At 48.0% G+C, this 19,360-nt stretch carries 18 protein-coding genes; 11 read left to right on the forward strand and 7 right to left on the reverse strand.

What is annotated here, in order from left to right; genetic code table 11:
- The first annotated feature begins 460 nt into the window (after nt 1-460).
- The 4 genes from sdhB (at nt 461) to CS562_RS20380 (ending at nt 3,931) form a co-directional block, all read left to right on the forward strand.
- A complete protein-coding gene (gene sdhB, locus CS562_RS20365; protein WP_053783217.1) occupies nt 461-1,225 on the forward strand; it encodes a succinate dehydrogenase iron-sulfur subunit in 765 nt (254 codons plus the stop codon).
- A 177-nt stretch (nt 1,226-1,402) separates the two neighbouring features.
- Nucleotides 1,403-2,344: a metallophosphoesterase gene (locus tag CS562_RS20370; protein WP_099858055.1), complete on the forward strand. Its 942-nt coding sequence runs from the start codon at nt 1,403-1,405 to the stop codon at nt 2,342-2,344.
- Between the two features lie 39 nt (nt 2,345-2,383).
- Nucleotides 2,384-3,118, forward strand: coding sequence for a metallophosphoesterase family protein (locus CS562_RS20375; RefSeq protein WP_076290884.1), 735 nt, complete (start codon nt 2,384-2,386; stop codon nt 3,116-3,118).
- A gap of 180 nt (nt 3,119-3,298) precedes the next feature.
- The gene (locus CS562_RS20380; RefSeq protein WP_099858056.1) at nt 3,299-3,931 is read left to right on the forward strand and encodes a GNAT family N-acetyltransferase; all 633 of its coding nucleotides are present in this window, start codon (nt 3,299-3,301) and stop codon (nt 3,929-3,931) included.
- Nucleotides 3,932-4,401: 470 nt separating this feature from the next.
- On the opposite strand, the gene CS562_RS20385 is transcribed toward CS562_RS20380, so the two are convergent.
- Both CS562_RS20385 and CS562_RS20390 read right to left on the reverse strand, forming a co-directional pair.
- Nucleotides 4,402-5,211: a histidinol-phosphatase gene (locus tag CS562_RS20385; RefSeq protein ID WP_099858057.1), complete on the reverse strand. Its 810-nt coding sequence runs from the start codon at nt 5,209-5,211 to the stop codon at nt 4,402-4,404.
- A gap of 32 nt (nt 5,212-5,243) precedes the next feature.
- Nucleotides 5,244-6,146, reverse strand: a complete 903-nt coding sequence (locus CS562_RS20390; RefSeq protein WP_076290883.1) for a LysR family transcriptional regulator — start codon at nt 6,144-6,146, stop codon at nt 5,244-5,246.
- A 446-nt stretch (nt 6,147-6,592) separates the two neighbouring features.
- Between CS562_RS20390 and CS562_RS20395 the strand changes: the two genes are divergently transcribed.
- The 5 genes from CS562_RS20395 (at nt 6,593) to CS562_RS20415 (ending at nt 11,661) form a co-directional block, all read left to right on the forward strand.
- On the forward strand, nt 6,593-7,051 hold the full coding sequence (locus CS562_RS20395; RefSeq protein WP_063566082.1) for a chemotaxis protein CheX: 459 nt from the start codon (nt 6,593-6,595) through the stop codon (nt 7,049-7,051).
- Nucleotides 7,052-7,107: 56 nt separating this feature from the next.
- Complete coding sequence (locus CS562_RS20400; protein ID WP_063566081.1) at nt 7,108-7,881, forward strand: SDR family NAD(P)-dependent oxidoreductase; 774 nt, start codon at nt 7,108-7,110, stop codon at nt 7,879-7,881.
- A gap of 406 nt (nt 7,882-8,287) precedes the next feature.
- Nucleotides 8,288-9,661: a DEAD/DEAH box helicase gene (locus CS562_RS20405; protein ID WP_076290882.1), complete on the forward strand. Its 1,374-nt coding sequence runs from the start codon at nt 8,288-8,290 to the stop codon at nt 9,659-9,661.
- Between the two features lie 27 nt (nt 9,662-9,688).
- Nucleotides 9,689-10,441 (forward strand): ABC transporter ATP-binding protein, encoded by a 753-nt coding sequence (locus tag CS562_RS20410; RefSeq protein ID WP_076290881.1) that lies wholly within the window; start codon nt 9,689-9,691, stop codon nt 10,439-10,441.
- 2 nt (nt 10,442-10,443) lie between these two features.
- A complete protein-coding gene (locus CS562_RS20415; protein WP_099858058.1) occupies nt 10,444-11,661 on the forward strand; it encodes an ABC transporter permease in 1,218 nt (405 codons plus the stop codon).
- 159 nt (nt 11,662-11,820) lie between these two features.
- Here the strand turns inward: CS562_RS20415 and CS562_RS33025 are convergent, their stop codons facing one another.
- From CS562_RS33025 to CS562_RS20425, 3 genes are all read right to left on the reverse strand, one after another.
- Nucleotides 11,821-11,958: a hypothetical protein gene (locus CS562_RS33025; RefSeq protein WP_162842448.1), complete on the reverse strand. Its 138-nt coding sequence runs from the start codon at nt 11,956-11,958 to the stop codon at nt 11,821-11,823.
- A gap of 283 nt (nt 11,959-12,241) precedes the next feature.
- Nucleotides 12,242-13,540, reverse strand: a complete 1,299-nt coding sequence (locus CS562_RS20420) for an aminotransferase class I/II-fold pyridoxal phosphate-dependent enzyme (RefSeq protein WP_076290879.1) — start codon at nt 13,538-13,540, stop codon at nt 12,242-12,244.
- A 178-nt stretch (nt 13,541-13,718) separates the two neighbouring features.
- On the reverse strand, nt 13,719-14,336 hold the full coding sequence (locus tag CS562_RS20425) for a pyridoxamine 5'-phosphate oxidase family protein (protein ID WP_076290878.1): 618 nt from the start codon (nt 14,334-14,336) through the stop codon (nt 13,719-13,721).
- Nucleotides 14,337-14,472: 136 nt separating this feature from the next.
- On the opposite strand from CS562_RS20425, the gene pdxR reads away from it, so the two are divergent.
- A complete protein-coding gene (pdxR, locus tag CS562_RS20430; RefSeq protein WP_099858059.1) occupies nt 14,473-15,930 on the forward strand; it encodes a MocR-like pyridoxine biosynthesis transcription factor PdxR in 1,458 nt (485 codons plus the stop codon).
- Nucleotides 15,931-16,054: 124 nt separating this feature from the next.
- On the forward strand, nt 16,055-16,840 hold the full coding sequence (locus CS562_RS20435; RefSeq protein ID WP_076290876.1) for a helix-turn-helix domain-containing protein: 786 nt from the start codon (nt 16,055-16,057) through the stop codon (nt 16,838-16,840).
- A 491-nt stretch (nt 16,841-17,331) separates the two neighbouring features.
- Here the strand turns inward: CS562_RS20435 and asd are convergent, their stop codons facing one another.
- Nucleotides 17,332-18,123 (reverse strand): archaetidylserine decarboxylase, encoded by a 792-nt coding sequence (gene asd / locus CS562_RS20440; RefSeq protein WP_076290875.1) that lies wholly within the window; start codon nt 18,121-18,123, stop codon nt 17,332-17,334.
- Between the two features lie 85 nt (nt 18,124-18,208).
- Nucleotides 18,209-19,339 carry a YheC/YheD family endospore coat-associated protein gene (locus CS562_RS20445; RefSeq protein ID WP_099858060.1) on the reverse strand — a complete coding sequence of 377 codons (1,131 nt, stop codon included), beginning with the start codon at nt 19,337-19,339 and terminating at the stop codon, nt 18,209-18,211.
- Nucleotides 19,340-19,360: the final 21 nt, after the last annotated feature.

Below are 19,360 nucleotides of genomic sequence, written 5' to 3' on the forward strand. Positions count from 1 at the left end.
AGCGAAATTTCGGTCTGTTCATAAAGTTAATGACTTAGCAACATAACGGAAAACTAGTAGACACATAGAGGCAAAGCGTACGCGGAGCTTCTCAATGTTACTGCCACCAGAATGAATGAAGTGCAGTTTCCAACAAAGTGACCCTGCGTGCACGACGTAGCGGAGGAAGCGGAAATTCCCAGAAGAAGCGAAGCGCTCGCCTTTACTGCATAACACCAAAAGGATTTTATTTTATATTTACATGATCTAAAAGTTAACACCTGAACGGAGAAGGCAGAAGATTACTGAAGAAGCGAAGCGTTCGCCTTTATTCCGGATTTCCACCCTATAAGGTGGATCAAAGAAATCTGGGGATAACAGCGATCGGAAGGATCTTCTGCCAGCGGAGTGACCATTTGTGAACATTGTGGTCTTGTAACGATAGCAATCAATCATCGTCACCAAAGGAGGGGACAACGATATGACGGACACAGCTACAGCAAAAAAAACCGTCAAGTTTATCATCACCCGTCAGGACAGTCCGGAGTCATCTTCGTACAACGAAGAGTTTGAGCTTCCGTACCGTCCCGGCATGAACGTTATTAGCGCCCTGATGGAGATCCAGCGGAACCCGGTTAATACAGAAGGCAAGTCCATTGCCCCGGTTTGCTGGGAATCGAACTGTCTAGAAGAAGTCTGTGGAGCATGCTCCATGGTCATCAACGGCAAGCCGCGTCAAGCGTGTGCTGCCCTGATCGACAAGCTCGAACAGCCGGTTCGCATCGAACCGATGAAAACCTTCCCGGTGGTTCGTGACCTCGTCATCGACCGTACTCGGATGTTTAACGCCCTAAAACGGGTTAAAGCGTGGATTCCGATTGATGGAACCTATGACCTCGGTCCAGGTCCGCGGATGCCTGAGAAGAAACGTCAGTGGGCTTACGAGCTGTCCAAATGTATGACATGTGGTGTATGCCTCGAAGCATGCCCGAACGTCAATGAAAAGACAGACTTTATCGGTCCGGCAGCTCTTTCTCAAGTACGTCTGTTCAATGCTCACCCAACAGGGGAGATGAACGCTGAAGACCGCTTGGAAGCACTTATGGAAGACGGAGGTATTGAGGGCTGTGGTAACTCGCAGAACTGCGTACGCTCTTGTCCAAAAGGTATTCCGTTGACTACCTCCATTGCCGAAATGAACAAACAAACAACCAAACACATGTTCAAACGCTGGTTGGGTGTGTAATCTAGTCATATCAAATGCAGAACTTCGGATCTGCACCATTAGAAGAAGTCGTGATCCTTGGCATATTTAGCCTAAGATCCCGGCTTCTTTTTCTGTACTCGCAAAGGAACCGGGCTAGTCATGCAGAATATGGTATACTAAGGGGATGGATTTGGAGCGGAAGAAGGAGGGGGACGCATGGGAGAAACACCGCGTGAGGGCAGCAAGATCTCGCCGCCCCGGCGCTCGCAGTATGGATCTGATTCGGAGGACTCCATTTTTCCCGGAGAGGAAAAGGATCATGATCCCTCCCGGCGCAGTTTTTTGATGCGCATGATCTTAATGACGGCGAGTGCCAGTTTGCTCACAGGAGGATATGCCTGGTTGTGGGAGCCTCGTCATCTGGAGATCAAGCATGTTGAATTGAAACTGCCCAAGTTTCCAAAAGCATTCGAGGGACTGCGTGTGATTCAGTTCAGTGATGCTCATCTTGGATTCCATACGGGGCTGAAACAAATGGAGAAGCTGGCTGAAACGATACGGGAACAACAGCCTGATCTGATTTGTTTTACCGGAGATATGGTTGAACGAGAGGCAGAACCGATGCGTGAATGTATTCCTGCACTGGCTTCAATGCAAGCGAAGTATGGCAAATATGCCGTATTGGGGAACCATGATTACCGAGGCCATCAGCAGCATGAAGTGGAGCTGATGTTTAAAGAGGCCGGGTTCACGTTGCTCCGGAATAGCCATGTTTTGATTGAACGAGGGGATTCACGTATTGCGATAGTAGGTTTGGATGACGCGCTTACGGGCAGACCTGATCCTGTTGTAGCAATCAAGGGATTGAGCAGAGAGGTCTGGAAACTGCTGCTTATGCATGAGCCCGATTATGCAGACATTGCAGCACCTTACGGTTTCGGACTACAGCTCTCTGGACACAGTCATGGCGGACAGGTGCGTTTTCCCTGGATTGGGGCACTGACTACACCGAGAGGTTCACTCAAGTATATTCAAGGGTTATATTACGCAGGGGATAAGCATATGCCAGTCTATGTGAACCGTGGCTTTGGCATGACCCAACTGCCGATTCGCTTTTTGTGCAGGCCGGAATTGACGGTTTTTGAATTAAAGGGTTAACAACATAAACAATATAGAGCATAAAGGGAGGTTAGCCGGATGGAACGAATTGCGATTGTATCCGATATTCATGGCAATATGACTGCTTGGGAAGCAGTATTAAAAGATATTCGGAGTCGCGGATTGAAGCGAATCTTTTGTCTTGGCGACCTCGTTGGCAAGGGGCCTGATCCGGTACAGGTTGTTGATCTGGTTAGGGAGACATGTGAGCAAGTTATCCGTGGCAACTGGGATGAGTTGGTTGCGGTTAATCAGGACAATGAGAATTTTACTTGGCAAGCGAAGCGGCTGGGTAAGGAGCGATTGGCATATCTGGAGAGCTTGCCGTTTAGTCACCAATTAGAGCTGAGTGGTCGTACGATCCGCTTGGTGCATGCCTCTCCCCAAAGTGTATATCACCGTGTACAGCCGTGGGATGAGATCGAGAAAAGGTTAGCGATGTTCGATGCTCCGGCAGATGAACCTGAGCTTGGTGTGGCGGATGTTGTAGGATATGGGGATGTGCATAATGCATACTTGCAATTTATGAATGGGAAAATGTTGTTTAATGCGGGCAGTGTGGGTAACCCGCTTGATTTTACCCAGGCTTCTTACTGTATCCTTGAAGGAGAGAACAGCACTGATCGAAACAACCCGTTCAACCTTCAATTTGTAAGGGTTCCTTATGATATTGAGCAGGAAGTACAGATTGCTCAGCAGGCTCAGGTGCCTTCCCTTGATTTTTATATCCGGGAACTTCGTACGGGCGTTTATCGCGGGCTGCAAACGGATTAGTTATGTCAGGAATAATCCGCTGTAATGAATTGGCATACTAATGTTCGGGCTACTGAGCGGAGTACTGTAGAGTATAGTGATGTTTCATTGTTTATCCATGTATTTTATTTGCGCCGGATCATCCTCAGAGCATGCTTGTCTTACCGGACTAGAACCCGTTAGGCAAAAGGAGCGATTGTCATGCTGACCCGAAAAATGCTGGGCCAAGGATTGCCTGCTTTATGGACAGAGCGCCTTGTTCTTCGATCATTACGTCAGAGTGATTACAGCACGTTGTCGGAGCTGTTTTCCGACCCGCAGGTGATTCGTTATGTAAACAGGGGGAGTCAGCCCACGCCAATCCGGGCTCGGCGATTATTGAATCAGATTCGCAGCAGTAGTGCCAAGCTGGATTCACTGCATTACGGCATCTGCTGGAAAGGCAGCGAACAGATCATCGGCATCACTTCATTCCAGCATTGGAACGACCAGAACGGTACCGCACAGATTGGATATATTCTGAACAGGTCATGCTGGGGTAAGGGAGTCGCAACTGAGGCAGTACAGCGTTTGCTGGAATTCGGTTTTGCCGAACTTAATTTGTGCAAAGTGGAAGCGCGCTGTTACGAGGCAAATGTATCATCCGAACGGGTCCTCTGCAAAAGCGGTATGATTTATGAACGGACTCTGCCTTCGTTTGTTTTGAATCATGAGGATGGTGAGACGCCGGATACTCTGCTGGATGTTAAGGTTTATAGTCTGTATCGTGAACAGCATGTCCGTTCTCATTGGGAAAATCGCCTGCAAACGTTGGTATCCGACAAGCACGAGTAACATAGAATAGAAGCATATTGCATAAATCCAAAGAGCGTCTTTCAATTAGAAAAATATAGATCGAAATGTTTCTATTCGTCTATATTTTTTACTCGGAAGCGAGTTGAAGCGAATTATGCAAAATGCTGAATTAAATGAAACAGCAGGGGCTTGAAACGAACTTCAATTATTTGTTACACAAATGAAATATAGCTGCAATTGAACTCTAACAGACAGCGGGTAAACTTATCTCATGACCCCCTTTTTGATAATAGATAATGCTGTTGGGACCCGCACTTAGCGGGTTCATTTTTTTTGTCTATATAAGTTTAACTATGGAATTTCTATACCAACACTCCGATACAGAACTACATTCCGCTATCGTGTAAATATTTAGTTGAACTTATATAACATTTTTTATATTAGGATACAAAGAAAAAACCCTCACAGCGTTTTTTTTACGCCGTGAGGGCTATTGTGATGTTCTATGTTTAAAACGGTACAACTTGCATTTGTTTCTGCTTGAAGTATACCCATTCGGTGAATCCAATCTCTTGCAGACGTGTACGAACGTCATCCAGTTCATCGGCAACACGCTGCGGTTTGTGGGCATCTGATCCGAAAGTCACTTTCACTCCGTAATGATGCGCACGCTCCAGAATGGCATCGGAAGGGTACCAGCCCCCACTGAGTTTGGTTTTACCTGACGTATTAATTTCAATAGCCACGTTCGATTCTGCAATGACCTGCAACGTTTTATCGATGGCTTGATCCGCGATAATATCCGAGAAAGGTGGATAATTTCCTTTCATGGCATCAATATGTCCGAGAATCTGGAACATACCGCTTCGGGCCGATTGCCGAATCAAAGCATAGTAACTCTCTTTCACTTCAACCTTACGCGCATCGCTTAATCCGTTCCAGCGGGTTTTGTTGAATATGCTGACATCTTCCGTATGATGAACTGAACCAATAATATAATCAAAAGGATATTGCCCCAGTGTATTGCGATACAAATCGGCATGGACAGGGAAATAGTCGGATTCAATGCCAAGCAGCACATCAATTTTGCCCGCGTATTCTTCCTTCAGAGCCAGAACTTCTTCCACGTAATGACGCAATTCCGACTTGCCCATCGCGATCCGGGGAAAAGCCTGCTCCTCGTCACTCCCAAAGTAAGGTGTATGATCTGAGATACCAATGACCTGAAGTCCAGTTTGAATACCTGCCTCAATATAGTCGCGAATATTGCCGTCTGCATGACCACAACGAAAATGATGGGTGTGAAGATCAAATTTCATATGGAAATCCTTCCTTTCTCATGGCTCATTTGTCATTCTGAACTGATGAACTGGGTCTCCGGCATGCCTTTGAGATCGCTCAGGAATTGCTGCATAGCCGAATTGAGATAACGACTTGATTTGTAAATGACTCCGACAGGGTGACTGACCTCCAGTTCACTGAGTGGAATCATGCGCAGTGTGCCTTGCCGTAACTCGTGGGCAACGGATTGTTTGGATATAACGGCTGCCCCGAGATTAATCTCAACCATCCGTTTTACTTCCTCGCTGCTCGACAACTCCATAACGATATTGGGCTCAATATTATGTTTTTTGAAAATGCCTTCCGTAAAGCGGCGCCCTACCGTATCCGGAGATAGCAAAATCAGAGGTGTGCTGCGCAGGACATCCACCGCCGCATGCTTTTGCTTTGCCAGTGGATGGAATGGGGATACGACAAGTTCGAACGTATCATAATACAGCACGGATGTATTCAGGTTAGGATTCCGTTCCGTGAGATAACCGATACCGATGTCTACCATTCCATTCTCGACCTGGGTATAGATCTGGGAGGAAGGCAGGGATTGGATACTGGTTTTGATGAGTGGAAATTGATCCTGAAAGTAGGATAAGACCCGTGGCAAAATCTGAATGGCAATGGACGTGGTTGTACCGAGTCTGATATGTCCCTGAGGGGTCTCATCGAGATCCATCAGCTTCTGTTTCAGCTCACCCACGATGTCCAGCATACGTTCGGCATGTTGAAGAAACACCTGTCCGCGATCGGTAAGGGTGACCGGTTGGTTCCGATCGACAAGAACGGTACTGAATTCATCCTCCAGGCTCTTGATTTGGGCCGAGACGGCGGGTTGAGTCAGATTTAGAAGTTCTCCGGCTTTGCGGAAACTCATCGTTTTCGAGATGGTAATCAGCGTCTCCAGTTGACTGATATTCATGTATGGCCTCCTTGCACGTAAAATGTCTTCTGTCTATCCATAGGTGGAATCCCGTAACTGGTCATTGTTCCGTTCCTTAAATTATAGGTGATTCAGGACAGCAGGGCAATGAAGGGAACATCATGGATTTGGGGAGGTCCATAAGAACGAGAAATTAATTTTATTTCAAGAAATTAAATTTTTAACATTTTAAGAAACAGTAAAAAAGTCCTAAATGCCTTTTGCCATGCCTCTTCATGGCAATTGTTCTTGCAACAGATGCAAAAAGCCTCGTTTTTTCGCTAGAATCAGCTATAAACATTTGCCCCGCGGATGACGATAAATTATAGTACACATGCCTTGCCGAATTCTTGGTGAATTCTTGTACGTGATAAAGTATAATAAATTTATGAATATGGGACTTTTGGTGTGTGACCAATAACCCAGTGTAAGGGGGACATTAGACAGTGAAAGCGGAAGTGATTAATCCTTTCCTGGAATCCGCACGGAACGTATTCGAACAGCTCATCCAGGTTTCGCCTTCCACCGGGAGTCTTGGCGTGAAAAATGTGGAGTACATCGCAGACCATGTCTGGATCGTGATCGGAATGACTGGACAACTGAGCGGAAACATCGTGTTTGGAATACAAGAGTCGGTAGCATTGAAAATCGTTTCTGCTATGATGGGCGGCTTTGTCATTACAGAAATGGACGAAATGAGTAAAAGTGCTATTTCTGAACTTGGCAATATGATTAGCGGCAATGCAAGTACCATCCTGTCCAATCAGGGTGTCGTTGTTGATATTACACCTCCACAAGTGATGAATTCCGAATACGTGAGTTCTTTTAGTGCAACGAAGGCATTGAGTATTCCTTTGCTGATGGACGGAATCGGTGAGATGGATATTCAAGTGATGATCTCGTAGAATAGAACCATACGCCTCTTGGGGCAATATGTGTTCAATACGGGAGGACATCGGGTATGTTGAAAGATCAGGTTGTTTTTATCACAGGTGCGTCGAGCGGAATTGGTGCGCTCTGTGCACAGATGCTGATAGAAGAAGGAGCCATCCCGATTCTGGCTGCCCGCTCGCGGGACAAGCTGGAAGAGATTGGTGCTTCGCTGAAAGGGCAACATGAACTACTCACGTTAGATGTAACGAATACTGAGCAAGTTCAGACAGCCGTGGATGCGATGTTGCAGAAATACGGACGAATCGATATTTTGCTGAATAACGCTGGTTACGGAAAATTTGCAGCGATGACGGATATGTCTGTGCAGGAATTCGATGAGATGATGGACGTTAATTACATGGGCATTGTTCGCTGCACCAAGGCAGTACTGCCGCAGATGTTACAACGAGGCAGAGGACAAATCGTGAATGTAGCTTCCATGGCTGGCAAGATCGGAACTGCAAAATCCGCTTCATATACGGCAACCAAACATGCTGTACTTGGCTTCAGCAATGCCCTGCGCCAGGAACTTCGCAAGACTGGAGTCACGGTAACGACCATTAATCCCGGACCCATCGATACACCGTTCTTCCAACGGGCAGACCCCTCCGGTAACTATGTTAATAATGTACGCTGGATGATGCTGAAGCCGGAAGAGGTTGCGGGGCATATGATCCGTGCGATGAAGAAGCGCAAGGAAGAAGTGAATCTGCCCAGACTGGCTTCGGCTGGAGTGTGGCTGTATCAGCTATTTCCGCGTCTCGCTGACAGGCTGTCGCACGGTGTAATGAATCAGAAGTAAGATGCAACAATGGGCATCATATATCGGATAAAAGAAGGGCTCCGCCGAGGGGCTTTTCTTTTTTTTGTCTGCAAAGACATGTTTCATGAATAAGATTTGGTCCGTAGGCTTTTTTCGCATATAATGAAAGGTAATGTGATGACAGGCTTCGGTTTTATTAGTACAAGCAGGGCTATATATGTTCAACTAAACATTTACACGATAACGGAGAGGACAGAAATAACCTGAAGAAGCGAAGCTACAAGCTTTCTGCAAGAAAGCTACTTCGAAAGCATCCACTTCGCCAAAAAGCTTTCTGCAAGAAAGCTGCATCGGAAGGTTGTTCTGTCATCGGAGTGTTAGTGTAAATATTTATTAGTTGAATGTATATAGCGTCATAACGAATAAATTTAAAGGATGGACATACATGACGAATCAAACATTTGCTTCAATTGGCGTAGAACAGGATCTTGAGGCTGTACTCGCCAAACATGGCATCAACGAACCTTCACCGGTACAGGCACAGACGATCCCGGTTATTTTGGAAGGCCGTGATGTGGTTTCAAAATCTCAGACGGGAACAGGCAAGACACTCGCCTATTTGCTGCCACTGCTGCAATCCATCAAAAGTGATGTAAAAGGAACACAGAAGCTCATCATAGCTCCTACACAAGAGCTGGCGATGCAGATTGTACGCGAAGCACAGCGATATGGAGAAGAACGCAAAATTGGCGTTCTGGGGCTAATTGGTGGCGCCGCAGTAAAACGTCAGATCGAGAAGCTGCGTGAACACCCGGAACTGGTTGTAGGAACGCCAGGACGTCTGAAGGAACTGATCACGCTGAAAAAGCTGAAAATGCACAACGTCTCCACGATTGTTATTGACGAGGCAGACCAGGTATTCCAGCTCGGCGGGGTAAGTGATGTGGACTTCGTATTGCGCAGTGCCCTGCGCGACCGTCAGCTTATTTTCTTGTCAGCAACGATTGATGAACATACTGCTGGACTCGCGAAGCGGGAGATGAAAGAGCCGGTACAGATCGGAATTGAACCGGACCGGGCAACTGCGGCGGGACTTGAGCATTTTTATTTTGTGGAAGAAAACCGCAACAAAATTGATATGCTGCGTCGTCTGGTTAGACAGTATAACCCGGATCGCGCCATCGTTTTTGTGAATGCTACCGAGGATATTGGCGAGGTTGAAGCGAAAATGAATCATCTGGGCTTCTCCGCAGCTGCGCTGTATGGCGATGCCGACAAGGTGACGCGTAGCAACGTGCTATCCGCTTTCCGTAATGGAAAACTGCAACTATTGATCGCGAGCGAAGTTGCAGCCAGAGGACTGGATATTGAAGGTTTGCCGATGGTCATTAACTATGACCCTGCATTTGATTCGGAACACTATGTTCACCGTGCAGGAAGAACAGGTCGTATGGGTCGCAGTGGTATCGTGTTGTCGATCGTGGACGAAACGCAAATTTTCATTATGCGCAAGTTTGCGCGGGAACTTGGAATCGAATTGCCGGAACGTGTATTGTTCGGGGGTAAAGTGCTGGAGGCTGATCCGCGTCCGGATACGCGGCCTGAAGGCCATTCTTTCTCTAGAAAACCAGGGCAGTCCCGGGATCGTAGACCTGGTCAGGCGAGCCGCAATGGCGGTGCTAGAACTGCTGCATCGAATCAACGTCCGGCGGGCAGCAAGCCAGCTGGCAATACTGGCAGAACTGAACGGGACCAGGATCGCAAGAACAAGGGCGCTCCCAAATGGAGCAAAGGTAAAGAGACACGCTCTGAAGAATAAAACCTGACGAAAGAGGTGCAGGGATAGATGGATAACGTTCAACCACCCGTATTGAAAATCAACGGGCTAAGCGGAGGATACAGTGCCAAGCGGCCGGTCCTCCACGGCATCGATCTGGAAGTTGGACGCGGAGAAATGGTCGGACTGATCGGATTGAACGGTGCTGGCAAAAGTACTACGATGAAGCATATTTTAGGATTGATGACTCCTCAACAGGGAGAAGTGCGGGTCATGGGCAAGAAGCGGGACGAAGATCCACAGGTATATCAATCTGCCATGGCCTTTGTACCGGAATCTCCTGAACTGTATGACGAGATGACAGTCATGGAGCATCTGGAGTTTACGGCCAGAGCATATGGTGTTTCTGAGGCTGATTTCAAAAAGCGTACGGAGAAACTGCTGGACTTGTTCCGCATGAATGAGAAAAGCACAAGTCTGTCGACCCACCTGTCCAAAGGTATGCGGCAAAAGGTCATGATCATGTGTGCTTTTGTGGCAGGTCCGCCACTCTATATCATTGATGAACCTTTCCTGGGACTTGACCCGCTCGGAATCCGCTCTTTGCTTGATTTTATGCTTGAAATGAAGGCTTCGGGATCATCCATTTTGTTGAGTTCACACATTCTGTCCACCATTGAAAACTACTGTGACCGTTTTATTGTCCTGCACCGAGGACAGGTCATTGCTCAAGGGACGCTGAATGAGCTGCGTACTCAATTCGGGGAATCGAACGCCACGTTGGAGCATATGTTCTATTCCCTTGTACAAGGCAGGGATTAAGTATGGATCTGAAGCAGTTATGGAAGCAAAGACGCACGGGATTTTGGAATGGAATTCTTCCTTATCTGGGTTATGTCATTCAGAGCGGCGTAGCCATGGTTTTCTTATTTCTCGTCATTGCGTTCTCCGCCTGGTATACATCGTTTGTACAGCATATTCCGGCGGGATTTCCGATTCGCTGGATTACGTTGCTGTTGCTGGCACCCCTGGTGCTGTTTAGCAGTTATCGTACATATCTGCATCCGGCAGACATCGTATTTTTACGTCCGCAGGAATATCGGATGCACGAATATCTGAAAAACAGCTTCGCTCGTGGCATGATCTATAAAACCTTGGGTATGCTGCTCGTATTTGTAACGTTGTGGCCGCTCTATGTTCGAGCAGATCAGGATGCAAGGCCATTTGGCTGGTTTATCCTGCTTCTCCTGTTGTGGAAAGGGTTATCGAGCTATGGGGCTTGGCAGGAACTGCGCATGGTGCAAATCGGTGCCGCTAGAGGATATCGTTTGCTCCGGTGGGCGTTGGCTGTACTGGCGATTGCCGCCTGGTTGTGGCAGTCTCCGCAGCGCAGCATCTGGTTCCTGCTGCTGCTGGCTGTTGTATATATCGTTGCTCTGCGTATCCCTCTGAAACATCGGGTTTCATGGGAACGTCTCATTCAGGTGGAGCAGGGCCAGGCTGGACGAGTGATGCGTACGCTGGGATGGTTCGTAGATGTTCCTTCATCAGGCCAAAAAGTAAGTTCTCGTCGCTGGCTCAGCAAATGGGGGAGTGGTCTTCCGTGGAATGCAGGAAAAGCCTATCGCTATTTGATTACCAAAACGTTCATCCGAACTGAAGTGTTCTCCATCGTGGTGCGCTTGGTTGTACTGGGCATGTTGCTGTCCTGGTGGACGGCAGGCAGTTATTTCGGTATTGGTGTATACCTGTTCTTCCTGCTGCTTGCAGGTGTGCAACTGGGTGCGCTGCGACGCAGTCATAGTGAATCGTTCTGGATTATGATTTATCCCATCTCGGGAGAGAGTCGTCGATCCCAGGTGCTAGGGTTCATCTCGAATCTACATGCGCTGGTTGCTCTGCTTATGTGGTTGCCGATGCTGGCTGCGGGATGGAGTGGACTGAGCATGACCATAGCAGCACTGGTCCTTGGTGTGCTGGTCATCTACTTGATGCGACGTTCTCAGGGGAACAAGTGGTTGAAGGAAGAAGAGGATGAATGAACGGTTGGGCGTATGACTAGTTAGCGTCCAATGGCAACGCCGACTAGGGACGCTTGCGTAACATAACAAAAGAAGGGTATTCCGAGCTGTATCCCGGAATACCCTTCTTTGTGCTACAGTCAGCTTACCTTGTTCCGAATCCTGGTGAGGACGTATGGACTAACAGAGGAACGATTTTGTGATAATGACGAGCAAGATGAACAGAACGAGAATGGCACCTGTATTTGTAAATCCTCCTCCGTAACCGTAACCGCCGCATCCATATCCGCCTCTTGTTTCTTCAACTACTCCAGACATATGGTCATTCCCCTTTCAAGTGGTGTTAGGCACGCCCTTGCGTACATCGTATATTATGTGCCTTGGGGATAGGCTGATTGGGCCGTTGCCCGGTAGAGCCTGAAAATCATCGTTTTGGGCATTTGCCCGTCAAGATAGCCATACGTTTTCAGGTTGGAACACAAAACACCCCTTTGTATCTAGAGGCATTCATCAGGATACAAAGGGGTGTTATATTTGTCAGGCAACGGATGCAAGTCCGCTCCCTGACTTATTTATTTGGATAAGCATTACTGCATATAAATTAAGTTGTCTGTAGATCCAAAACTCCACGATAAATCGTATCGAACAGATCTTCCAGTCCGGATTCTTCAATACAGGAGAAGGCAATTCGCAGATCGGCTTCACCCAGCGCAATAGTACCGACGCCGTATTTCTGTAGCAAATGGGTCCGGAGTTGCTCTGCGCCGACATCCTTCAGCTTCAGGCACATGAAGTAACCGGAGTTGAACGGATAGTAATCCCATACCTCACCGTATTTACCGCTATCGAGGATGGATTTTACTTTGTTGGCGCGGCCTTTCATGATTTCAAACTTCTCCAACTTCTGTGCTTCAAACTCAGGTGCTTTCAGCGCATCCAATACAAAAGTTTGGGAAGGATGCGGACCACTGGAGATGGTTGCCCGGATAATACCGAGTGTTTTTTGCTCCAGAGCATGGAGAACTGCAGCATCTTCATGAGCGTACGTGATGAATCCAACACGGAAGCCCCATACAAATTCTTCCTTTGTGGCACCGTCAACTTTGACAGTCAACACACGTGGGTGGAGGTTCGCCAGTTTGCCAAACAGGGATTCGTGAATGGAATCTTCGAAGAAGAGACCAAAGTAAGCATCATCTGTCACAGCAACAACGTTCACACCAGCCTCAGCTGCTTGACGAATCGTATCCACGATTGCATCTGCTTCTTCAGCTCCAGGTGTATAACCTGTCGGGTTGTTCGGGAAGTTCAGCAGCACGATGGCTTTGCCTTTGTCCTTCTGCGCAAGCAACGCTTCTAGCAGGCCTGCACTGTTAAAGTTCAATTGATCATCGAACAGGGGATAATGAACTAACTCGCCATGACGACGAATTCCGAAGGTTAGCTCATAATTTTCCCAGTTTTTATCCGGATATATAACAGCGTCCCCTTCTTCGGCGAACAGGTCGGCTACGATACTCAGTCCATGAGTTAATGCGTTAGTCACAATGGGGTTACCAAACGTTTTACCTTCAAGGGAAGGTGTTTCCTTCAGCATCTTGTCTCTCCATACGGTCCGCAACTCAGGCTTTCCTGCAGGCGGAGCGTAAGGGTACAAATCCTTCGGTTGATATGCAGACAGCTTATCCTGAATAACAGCTAAGTGCATCGGCACACCGCCCTCCAGGGCAATACCAATTGTAGCATTGTAGGTTTTGGCCAGACTTGCTGCTTCTGCAGACTGACTCAAGATACCTTCTTTTGGAAAATAGATTTCTTTGCCGAGCTGCGACAGCATGGAGTAGACGTGACTGCTGCCTGCCTGAATACTTTCGTTCAACTGTTCAGCCAGTGGATTCATTCTTTTCATCCTTCCAAGTCTTTGGGATTCAACTGCCTAACATTATAACACCTTACATTGCCCCCGTCACGGAAATTACGCATAATGACAGTTTTATCACTTTACCGCGTTGTTGCAGGTGTTTTTGAGTGAGGTTAATGTCACTTCTCCCGATTGATTATACGATAGAAAATGGATGTTATTTCTGATGAAAAGGACAGTATTTCCGCATCATTTCGGCAGTTTCCGCATCTCGTCCTTCGTTACGCTGTTCCAGTTCGCCGCTAATATGATCAAAGCGTTCAGCCGAGAGGTTCTGTCCAAATTTGAACTTGGCACTGACCCGTTCAGGAACAATGCGGACCACAGCAACCGCTTTGAGATTACCCTTGTAGCGGGGATCAGCTGCATTAATGGGGATATATCCGCCCTGCGGTTGGAGTTTCTCCATAAAACGTTGAAGAACCTTGCCCTTGATATCCAGATCCTGAACCGGCTCTGCCTGTCCGAATGCCATTACACTTTTGAAAAAAGAAGTTGCCGGACAAGCTAACTCGGGATCACTGAAATAAGATGGAATCAGGGAAAACTCTTCTGCAACGGTAAAACTGACGGAGGAATCCTGCTTGATCTGTTTCATTTTTTCTCCGGCAAGACTGCCGTGGAAATAAAAACAACCGTCCATATATACGAAGTTTAGCGGTGTTACCCTTGGCTGCCCATCTGGACTGACCGTTCCTAGAAAACCAAAGGAGCATTGATCCAGAAATGTTATCATTTCCTGCTCTTCATCTACATTGAATTCTTTTCTTCTCATCGGTGTTCCCCCTTGAATGGCATGTGGATTAGATCGCTGTACCTTAGCCATAACAATAGAACCTGCATTGACATATAAAAAGATCCAATTTACATTCACTTTAATAGACCAATTTTTTCGGAAAAAGAGGTGCACGATGGAATTATGGCTGCCTATGGATTCATACGTGGTTCAACACCGTTACAAATACGAGGCATTGTACCATGCTTTGCGTGACGCCATCCATGCAGGGACGCTGGTTGGAGGCACAAGACTGCCTTCCACCCGAGAGCTGGCACGTCAATATGAAATGTCACGCGGCTCCGTGGCCCAGGTATATGACATGCTGCTCGCGGATGGTTATGTGCGGGCACATAGGGGGAGAGGAACTTTTGTTTCGGACACCTTAACAGCGCAGGAACATGAGGAAGAGGAGGCAATCATTCAACTTTCTCCATGGGGAGAGCGGGTGAGTACGCTGAATATTCAGAATCAAAAGCAACAACCGTCAGCCCTTGCACCGGAGCAACGAGTCATCAACTTCCATGTACAGCGTATGCCTGCCGAGCATTTCCCACAAGCGGAATGGAAAAGTGCGCTGGCCGCCGTTCATCGAAGCGGGTCGCATGAACAAAGTGGTGCTGCCGGAGACCCTGAACTGCGTGAGGCCATCGCATCACATCTGAGGTGGACACGAGGCATTCAGGCTGAGGCATCACAGATCGTGCTGTTTAGTGGTTCCATGCAGGGCATCACTTTGCTGGCGCAGCTGCTTATTCCTGAGGGGGCCGCTGTCGTATTGGAAAATCCGGGATATCAGGGAATCGCTCATGCCGTTAGGTCCTGCGGAGGAAAGATTATTCCAGCGGAAGTAGATACCGGAGGGATTGTTCCGCAGTCCTGGGAAGCACAGACGTTATTTGTGACACCAACCCGCCAGTTTCCTACAGGGGCTGTCCTTGGCCTGGATAGACGGAGAGCCATACTTGAATGGGCCTCCGAGCGAAATGCTGTCATTATTGAAGATGATTATGATAGTGAATTTCGCTGGGGAGGTAGGCCGATTGAACCGCTCAAAGTACTCGATCGTGAACAACGGGTCATCTATGTCGGATCGTTCTCACAAACGATGGTTGCATCCTTCCGGCTTGGTTACGCGGTTCTGCCACCCAGTCTGGTGCAGCCACTGATCGCTGCAAAAGCACTGTATGAACCCGTACCTCCAGCCCTTCTGGAGCAGCGTGCACTTGCGAAGTTTATGGCCCGAGGAGGGTATTTGCGCCATCTAAGAAGGTTAACCCGTCTCTATGGGGAACGGCATGCTTTTTTTGTCAGTGAGATGAAGCGGGAATTACCGGAACCTTTCATCATGCAGCCGGGAGATGCTGGATTGCATATTTATGCTACGTGGAAAGGGGATATCAACAGTTACGAGCGGTTCAAGGCACTGGCTCAGGAAGAAGGTGTCCTGTTCCGCGATGCGGGGCGTTATCGGCTGACTTCAGGTCATCCGGCTGTGTGTTTTGGCTTTGCACATCTGGAGAAAGGGGAGATTCAAGAGGGGATAAGAAGAATGCGGTTAGCATGGGAGAAGTGCACATTTTCGTTTCGGTGAATTCCGCTGTATAATGGGATAAGGCGTTTCGCTCCAGCAGGAGCAGAAATTATATATAAACACATATCTCATCATTTTTGATGCAGTATGCAAAAGAGATTAACTTTCAAGGGGGAGTGGCGACATGCTGCAGGCATCGCCGTCATCTTTTGTTATTTTGCCCGCCGTCGCCAAAATTGTCTGCGAACCGGGATGGAAGTGGCAGAAGCGGGAAAAACCGATGCAAAACTATGACTTATTTTATGTATGGAGTGGTGAAGGGACCGTTGTGCTGAATGACCGGTCGTATGAAGTTGGCAAGGGTAGTTGTTTTCTGTTCAGGCCAGGCGATCATCCTACTGCAACACATAATAAGCAAAAACCGTTGGTACTTACGTATATTCATTTTGATGTAGATATACCCGTTAATGATGTTCCCCAGTCCTATCGTGAGGTACTGGAAACGGTGGAATTCGAGCATTTGCTGGCTCGGTATGTAAGACTGTTTCTATCCGATGTATATGGGCGGGATGAGGAGAGCCGACTGATTCTGAAACAGCTGATGATTCATTTGCTGCGCGCGGACACGGAATCTCCTGTGGAGAAAAAGGTGAGCAACCAGTTGTCTGATGTCATCCAGGAGGTTGCTAACTATGTACGTCAGCATCCGGGGATAACACATCGCGTGGAAGACCTCGCGGCAAGGGCTGGATTATCGCCTCGATACTTCTCGATTAAGTTCAAGGAATTGATTGGTTCGTCCGTGCAATCCTATATCATTCGCATGCGCATTGAGCGGGCCGAGCATCTGTTAGTGCACACTGGCATGAATGTGACCGAAGTGGCAGATGCCCTTGGGTACCGCGATATCTTTTTCTTCAGTCGTCAGTTCAAGCAGTACACCGGCAAAAGTCCGTCCGAGATTCGATAGGACTTCTCTCTGACCGGAAGAATATGGCAACGTTTCAAAGCTGGAAAGCAGGGGTAAGTATGTAGCATTCCAGACGAAAGGGGAACTTGTGATGAACGGAAAACGTCGGGTCCGCAACCGGGGATGCTCTATTAAGGGCTTTAATATTTTCCGGAACCGCCTGCGCCGCTCCAAACCGGCAGAGGAAATGCAGGACGTATGGTTTTAAGGAATGGTCTGAAAACCAATATGACGAAGCTTAGCTTCGTATTGCATGTATACATGGAATGGGAACGGTAATCATCCACTTCTACATAGCTCTGAAGCGGATAATCGAATTCTCTGATTAGCAAAAGGTACTCATAGCCTGGACACTTTACCCTAAAAAGGTGTTCCGGCTGTGAGTACCTTTTTATATTTTTTATATAGGCCAAAGTTCTGTGTAATCTCTTTCTTTAGATCGGAAATTAAAAAAGATGACTCCTGTTATTCAGGAATCATCTGCGCATTGCTCAATGGATTGGTTTTAATCGACCGAGCAACTCTCCCATTTTGACGGAGTCGCCAGGCTGCAAGCCTGGTTTCGGTTCGAATGTGCCGCTCTGCGTTAACAGTACGACGGTGGAACCGAATTCAAAATATGCGAGATCATCGCCTTGTGCCCATGAACTTACATCTGCACCAGCGTACTGTATGCTGCTCACATTCATTGCGCCTACTTTCACGACAGCAACTTCTCCAAAGTCATGAGCAATATACGTAATGAGCCTTTCGTTGCGACTCAGCACCGATTTCATATGGGTCAGACCAAAATCATTTACAGGATATACCTTGCCCTTAATATGTTCACTCTCAATGCGGCGACCGCTAACAGGCGCATGAATGCGATGATAGTCGCGTGGGCTGAGATACAGGACAAAGGCATAACCGTGCTTGTACTTCTCCAGATGTGGCGAGTGGTTTAATAATTCAGCAAGTGTATAATTTTGTCCCTTAACATTCAGGAGCGTTCCAGCAGATACAGGACCGGCTGCCGTAATTTTGGCATCTACCGGACTGATCAGAGCATGTTCTGAAAGTTCAAGCGGGCGCATGCCCGGTTTAAGTTTACGGGTAAAGAAATCATTCAAAGAACGATATTCCTTCCAGTCTTTCTCAGCTTCCTGAACAGGGATGTCGTAGGTCCGGACAAAATAAGGGATAAATGCCTTGCTTCCCCGGCTCTTGGAGAAGGCTCCCACAGTCCGGGAGATCCATTTGCGAGAAGAAAGCTCGGTCATTAACCGCAACAGCGTTTTTGCCATGAATATCCCCCTTAGGGTTAGTGCGAACTTCAAGGCCGGCAGGACCGGCCGTTCTGCATAATATTGACACAGAATGCCCACGAAATCAATATAGGCCACGATCATACGTCTGGGGCTGCCGCGGTATGCGCGAATTCTGCTCCAGAAGCAGACGTCCATAAGCCATCGGTTGCCGGTAGCTGGCTTTCCAAGTCTCCGTCATTCCGGCCTTCCGGAAACCGTAGCGCTGATCCCTTCCGTTGCATTCGATAAAATAAATCTGGCCCTTCGCTGTTATCCCCAGATCAAGTCCAAGGTCCGCAAGATGAGGCAGGCTGGAAGCCAGCGTCCGTGCGATTCGGAGCCCGACAGATCGGATTCTGGCCTCCAGTTCAAGTGCATGCCAATCGGTTGCCTGCAAGTCAAGGGCTTCAGCCAGCGTCATGACTTTGCTACCTTGGGCGATATTGGTAACAAACGTATGAGCCGGAGCCACCTTAGCGAATATGCCCGTGATCCCCCACAAACCGTCGCTTCCACGCTGCACGGATACCCGCAGATCTACGGGTCTTCCTTCATAACGGACCAGAGGTATCCGCTCTTCAATGAGATAGGCATGCCGGAAAATACGGCGCAGGGTGGCTGATGGCAGTTGTCCCTTATTCAGTCGAAAGGTGGCCCATCCCTTGCGTGAAGTCCTTGTCTCACATGTCAGTTTCCACTGACCATCCTTTTCAAATATCCGCATAATGCCGTGACCGATGCTTCCGCTGCAAGGCTTGATCACCAGATCATCGTAATTTTCCATCATATATGCCAAAGACTCAGGTGTAGCCTTGACCGCACGGGGGAGGTGCTGCCTGAGACCGGGGTCCTGATAAAGCATCTCGTGAATGTGGTCTTTGCGGTATCGATTGCGTACATTGTATACCTGTATGCCCTGCAACAATAGTTTGGTTACCTGATGCTGCTCCGAACGGCGAAGCTGGAGAGCCCGGTTATGAATAACGGAGGGCAAGGGCATTCTTTGACGAACGTACATGCCCTCTTTTTTTACATAAGCAATACAGGTTTTGGTATCCGCATCCACGTCCTCCAGCCGCAAAAAACAAGGGGTTAATCCATAACAGGCCGCTGCCTGTTCAACATTCGCAAGTGATTCCTGACCCGTCCTCCCAGCTGGTATCCCCCGGTACATGCGTGAATCGAACATAATACCGATCGTTTCTTGTAGCATGACCGTTCCTCCTTCAATGTT

This window comes from Paenibacillus sp. LK1, assembly GCF_002750415.1.
Taxonomy (GTDB): Bacteria; Bacillota; Bacilli; order Paenibacillales; family Paenibacillaceae; genus Paenibacillus; species Paenibacillus taichungensis.

Coding starts and splice junctions, on each gene's coding strand:
- sdhB (WP_053783217.1), top strand. CDS start 461: ATGACGGACACAGCTACAGCAAAAAAAACCGTCAAGTTTATCATCACC.
- CS562_RS20370 (WP_099858055.1), top strand. CDS start 1,403: ATGGGAGAAACACCGCGTGAGGGCAGCAAGATCTCGCCGCCCCGGCGC.
- CS562_RS20375 (WP_076290884.1), top strand. CDS start 2,384: ATGGAACGAATTGCGATTGTATCCGATATTCATGGCAATATGACTGCT.
- CS562_RS20380 (WP_099858056.1), top strand. CDS start 3,299: ATGCTGACCCGAAAAATGCTGGGCCAAGGATTGCCTGCTTTATGGACA.
- CS562_RS20385 (WP_099858057.1), bottom strand. CDS start 5,211: ATGAAATTTGATCTTCACACCCATCATTTTCGTTGTGGTCATGCAGAC.
- CS562_RS20390 (WP_076290883.1), bottom strand. CDS start 6,146: ATGAATATCAGTCAACTGGAGACGCTGATTACCATCTCGAAAACGATG.
- CS562_RS20400 (WP_063566081.1), top strand. CDS start 7,108: ATGTTGAAAGATCAGGTTGTTTTTATCACAGGTGCGTCGAGCGGAATT.
- CS562_RS20405 (WP_076290882.1), top strand. CDS start 8,288: ATGACGAATCAAACATTTGCTTCAATTGGCGTAGAACAGGATCTTGAG.
- CS562_RS20410 (WP_076290881.1), top strand. CDS start 9,689: ATGGATAACGTTCAACCACCCGTATTGAAAATCAACGGGCTAAGCGGA.
- CS562_RS20415 (WP_099858058.1), top strand. CDS start 10,444: ATGGATCTGAAGCAGTTATGGAAGCAAAGACGCACGGGATTTTGGAAT.
- CS562_RS33025 (WP_162842448.1), bottom strand. CDS start 11,958: ATGTCTGGAGTAGTTGAAGAAACAAGAGGCGGATATGGATGCGGCGGT.
- CS562_RS20420 (WP_076290879.1), bottom strand. CDS start 13,540: ATGAATCCACTGGCTGAACAGTTGAACGAAAGTATTCAGGCAGGCAGC.
- CS562_RS20425 (WP_076290878.1), bottom strand. CDS start 14,336: ATGAGAAGAAAAGAATTCAATGTAGATGAAGAGCAGGAAATGATAACA.
- pdxR (WP_099858059.1), top strand. CDS start 14,473: ATGGAATTATGGCTGCCTATGGATTCATACGTGGTTCAACACCGTTAC.
- CS562_RS20435 (WP_076290876.1), top strand. CDS start 16,055: ATGCTGCAGGCATCGCCGTCATCTTTTGTTATTTTGCCCGCCGTCGCC.
- asd (WP_076290875.1), bottom strand. CDS start 18,123: ATGGCAAAAACGCTGTTGCGGTTAATGACCGAGCTTTCTTCTCGCAAA.
- CS562_RS20445 (WP_099858060.1), bottom strand. CDS start 19,339: ATGCTACAAGAAACGATCGGTATTATGTTCGATTCACGCATGTACCGG.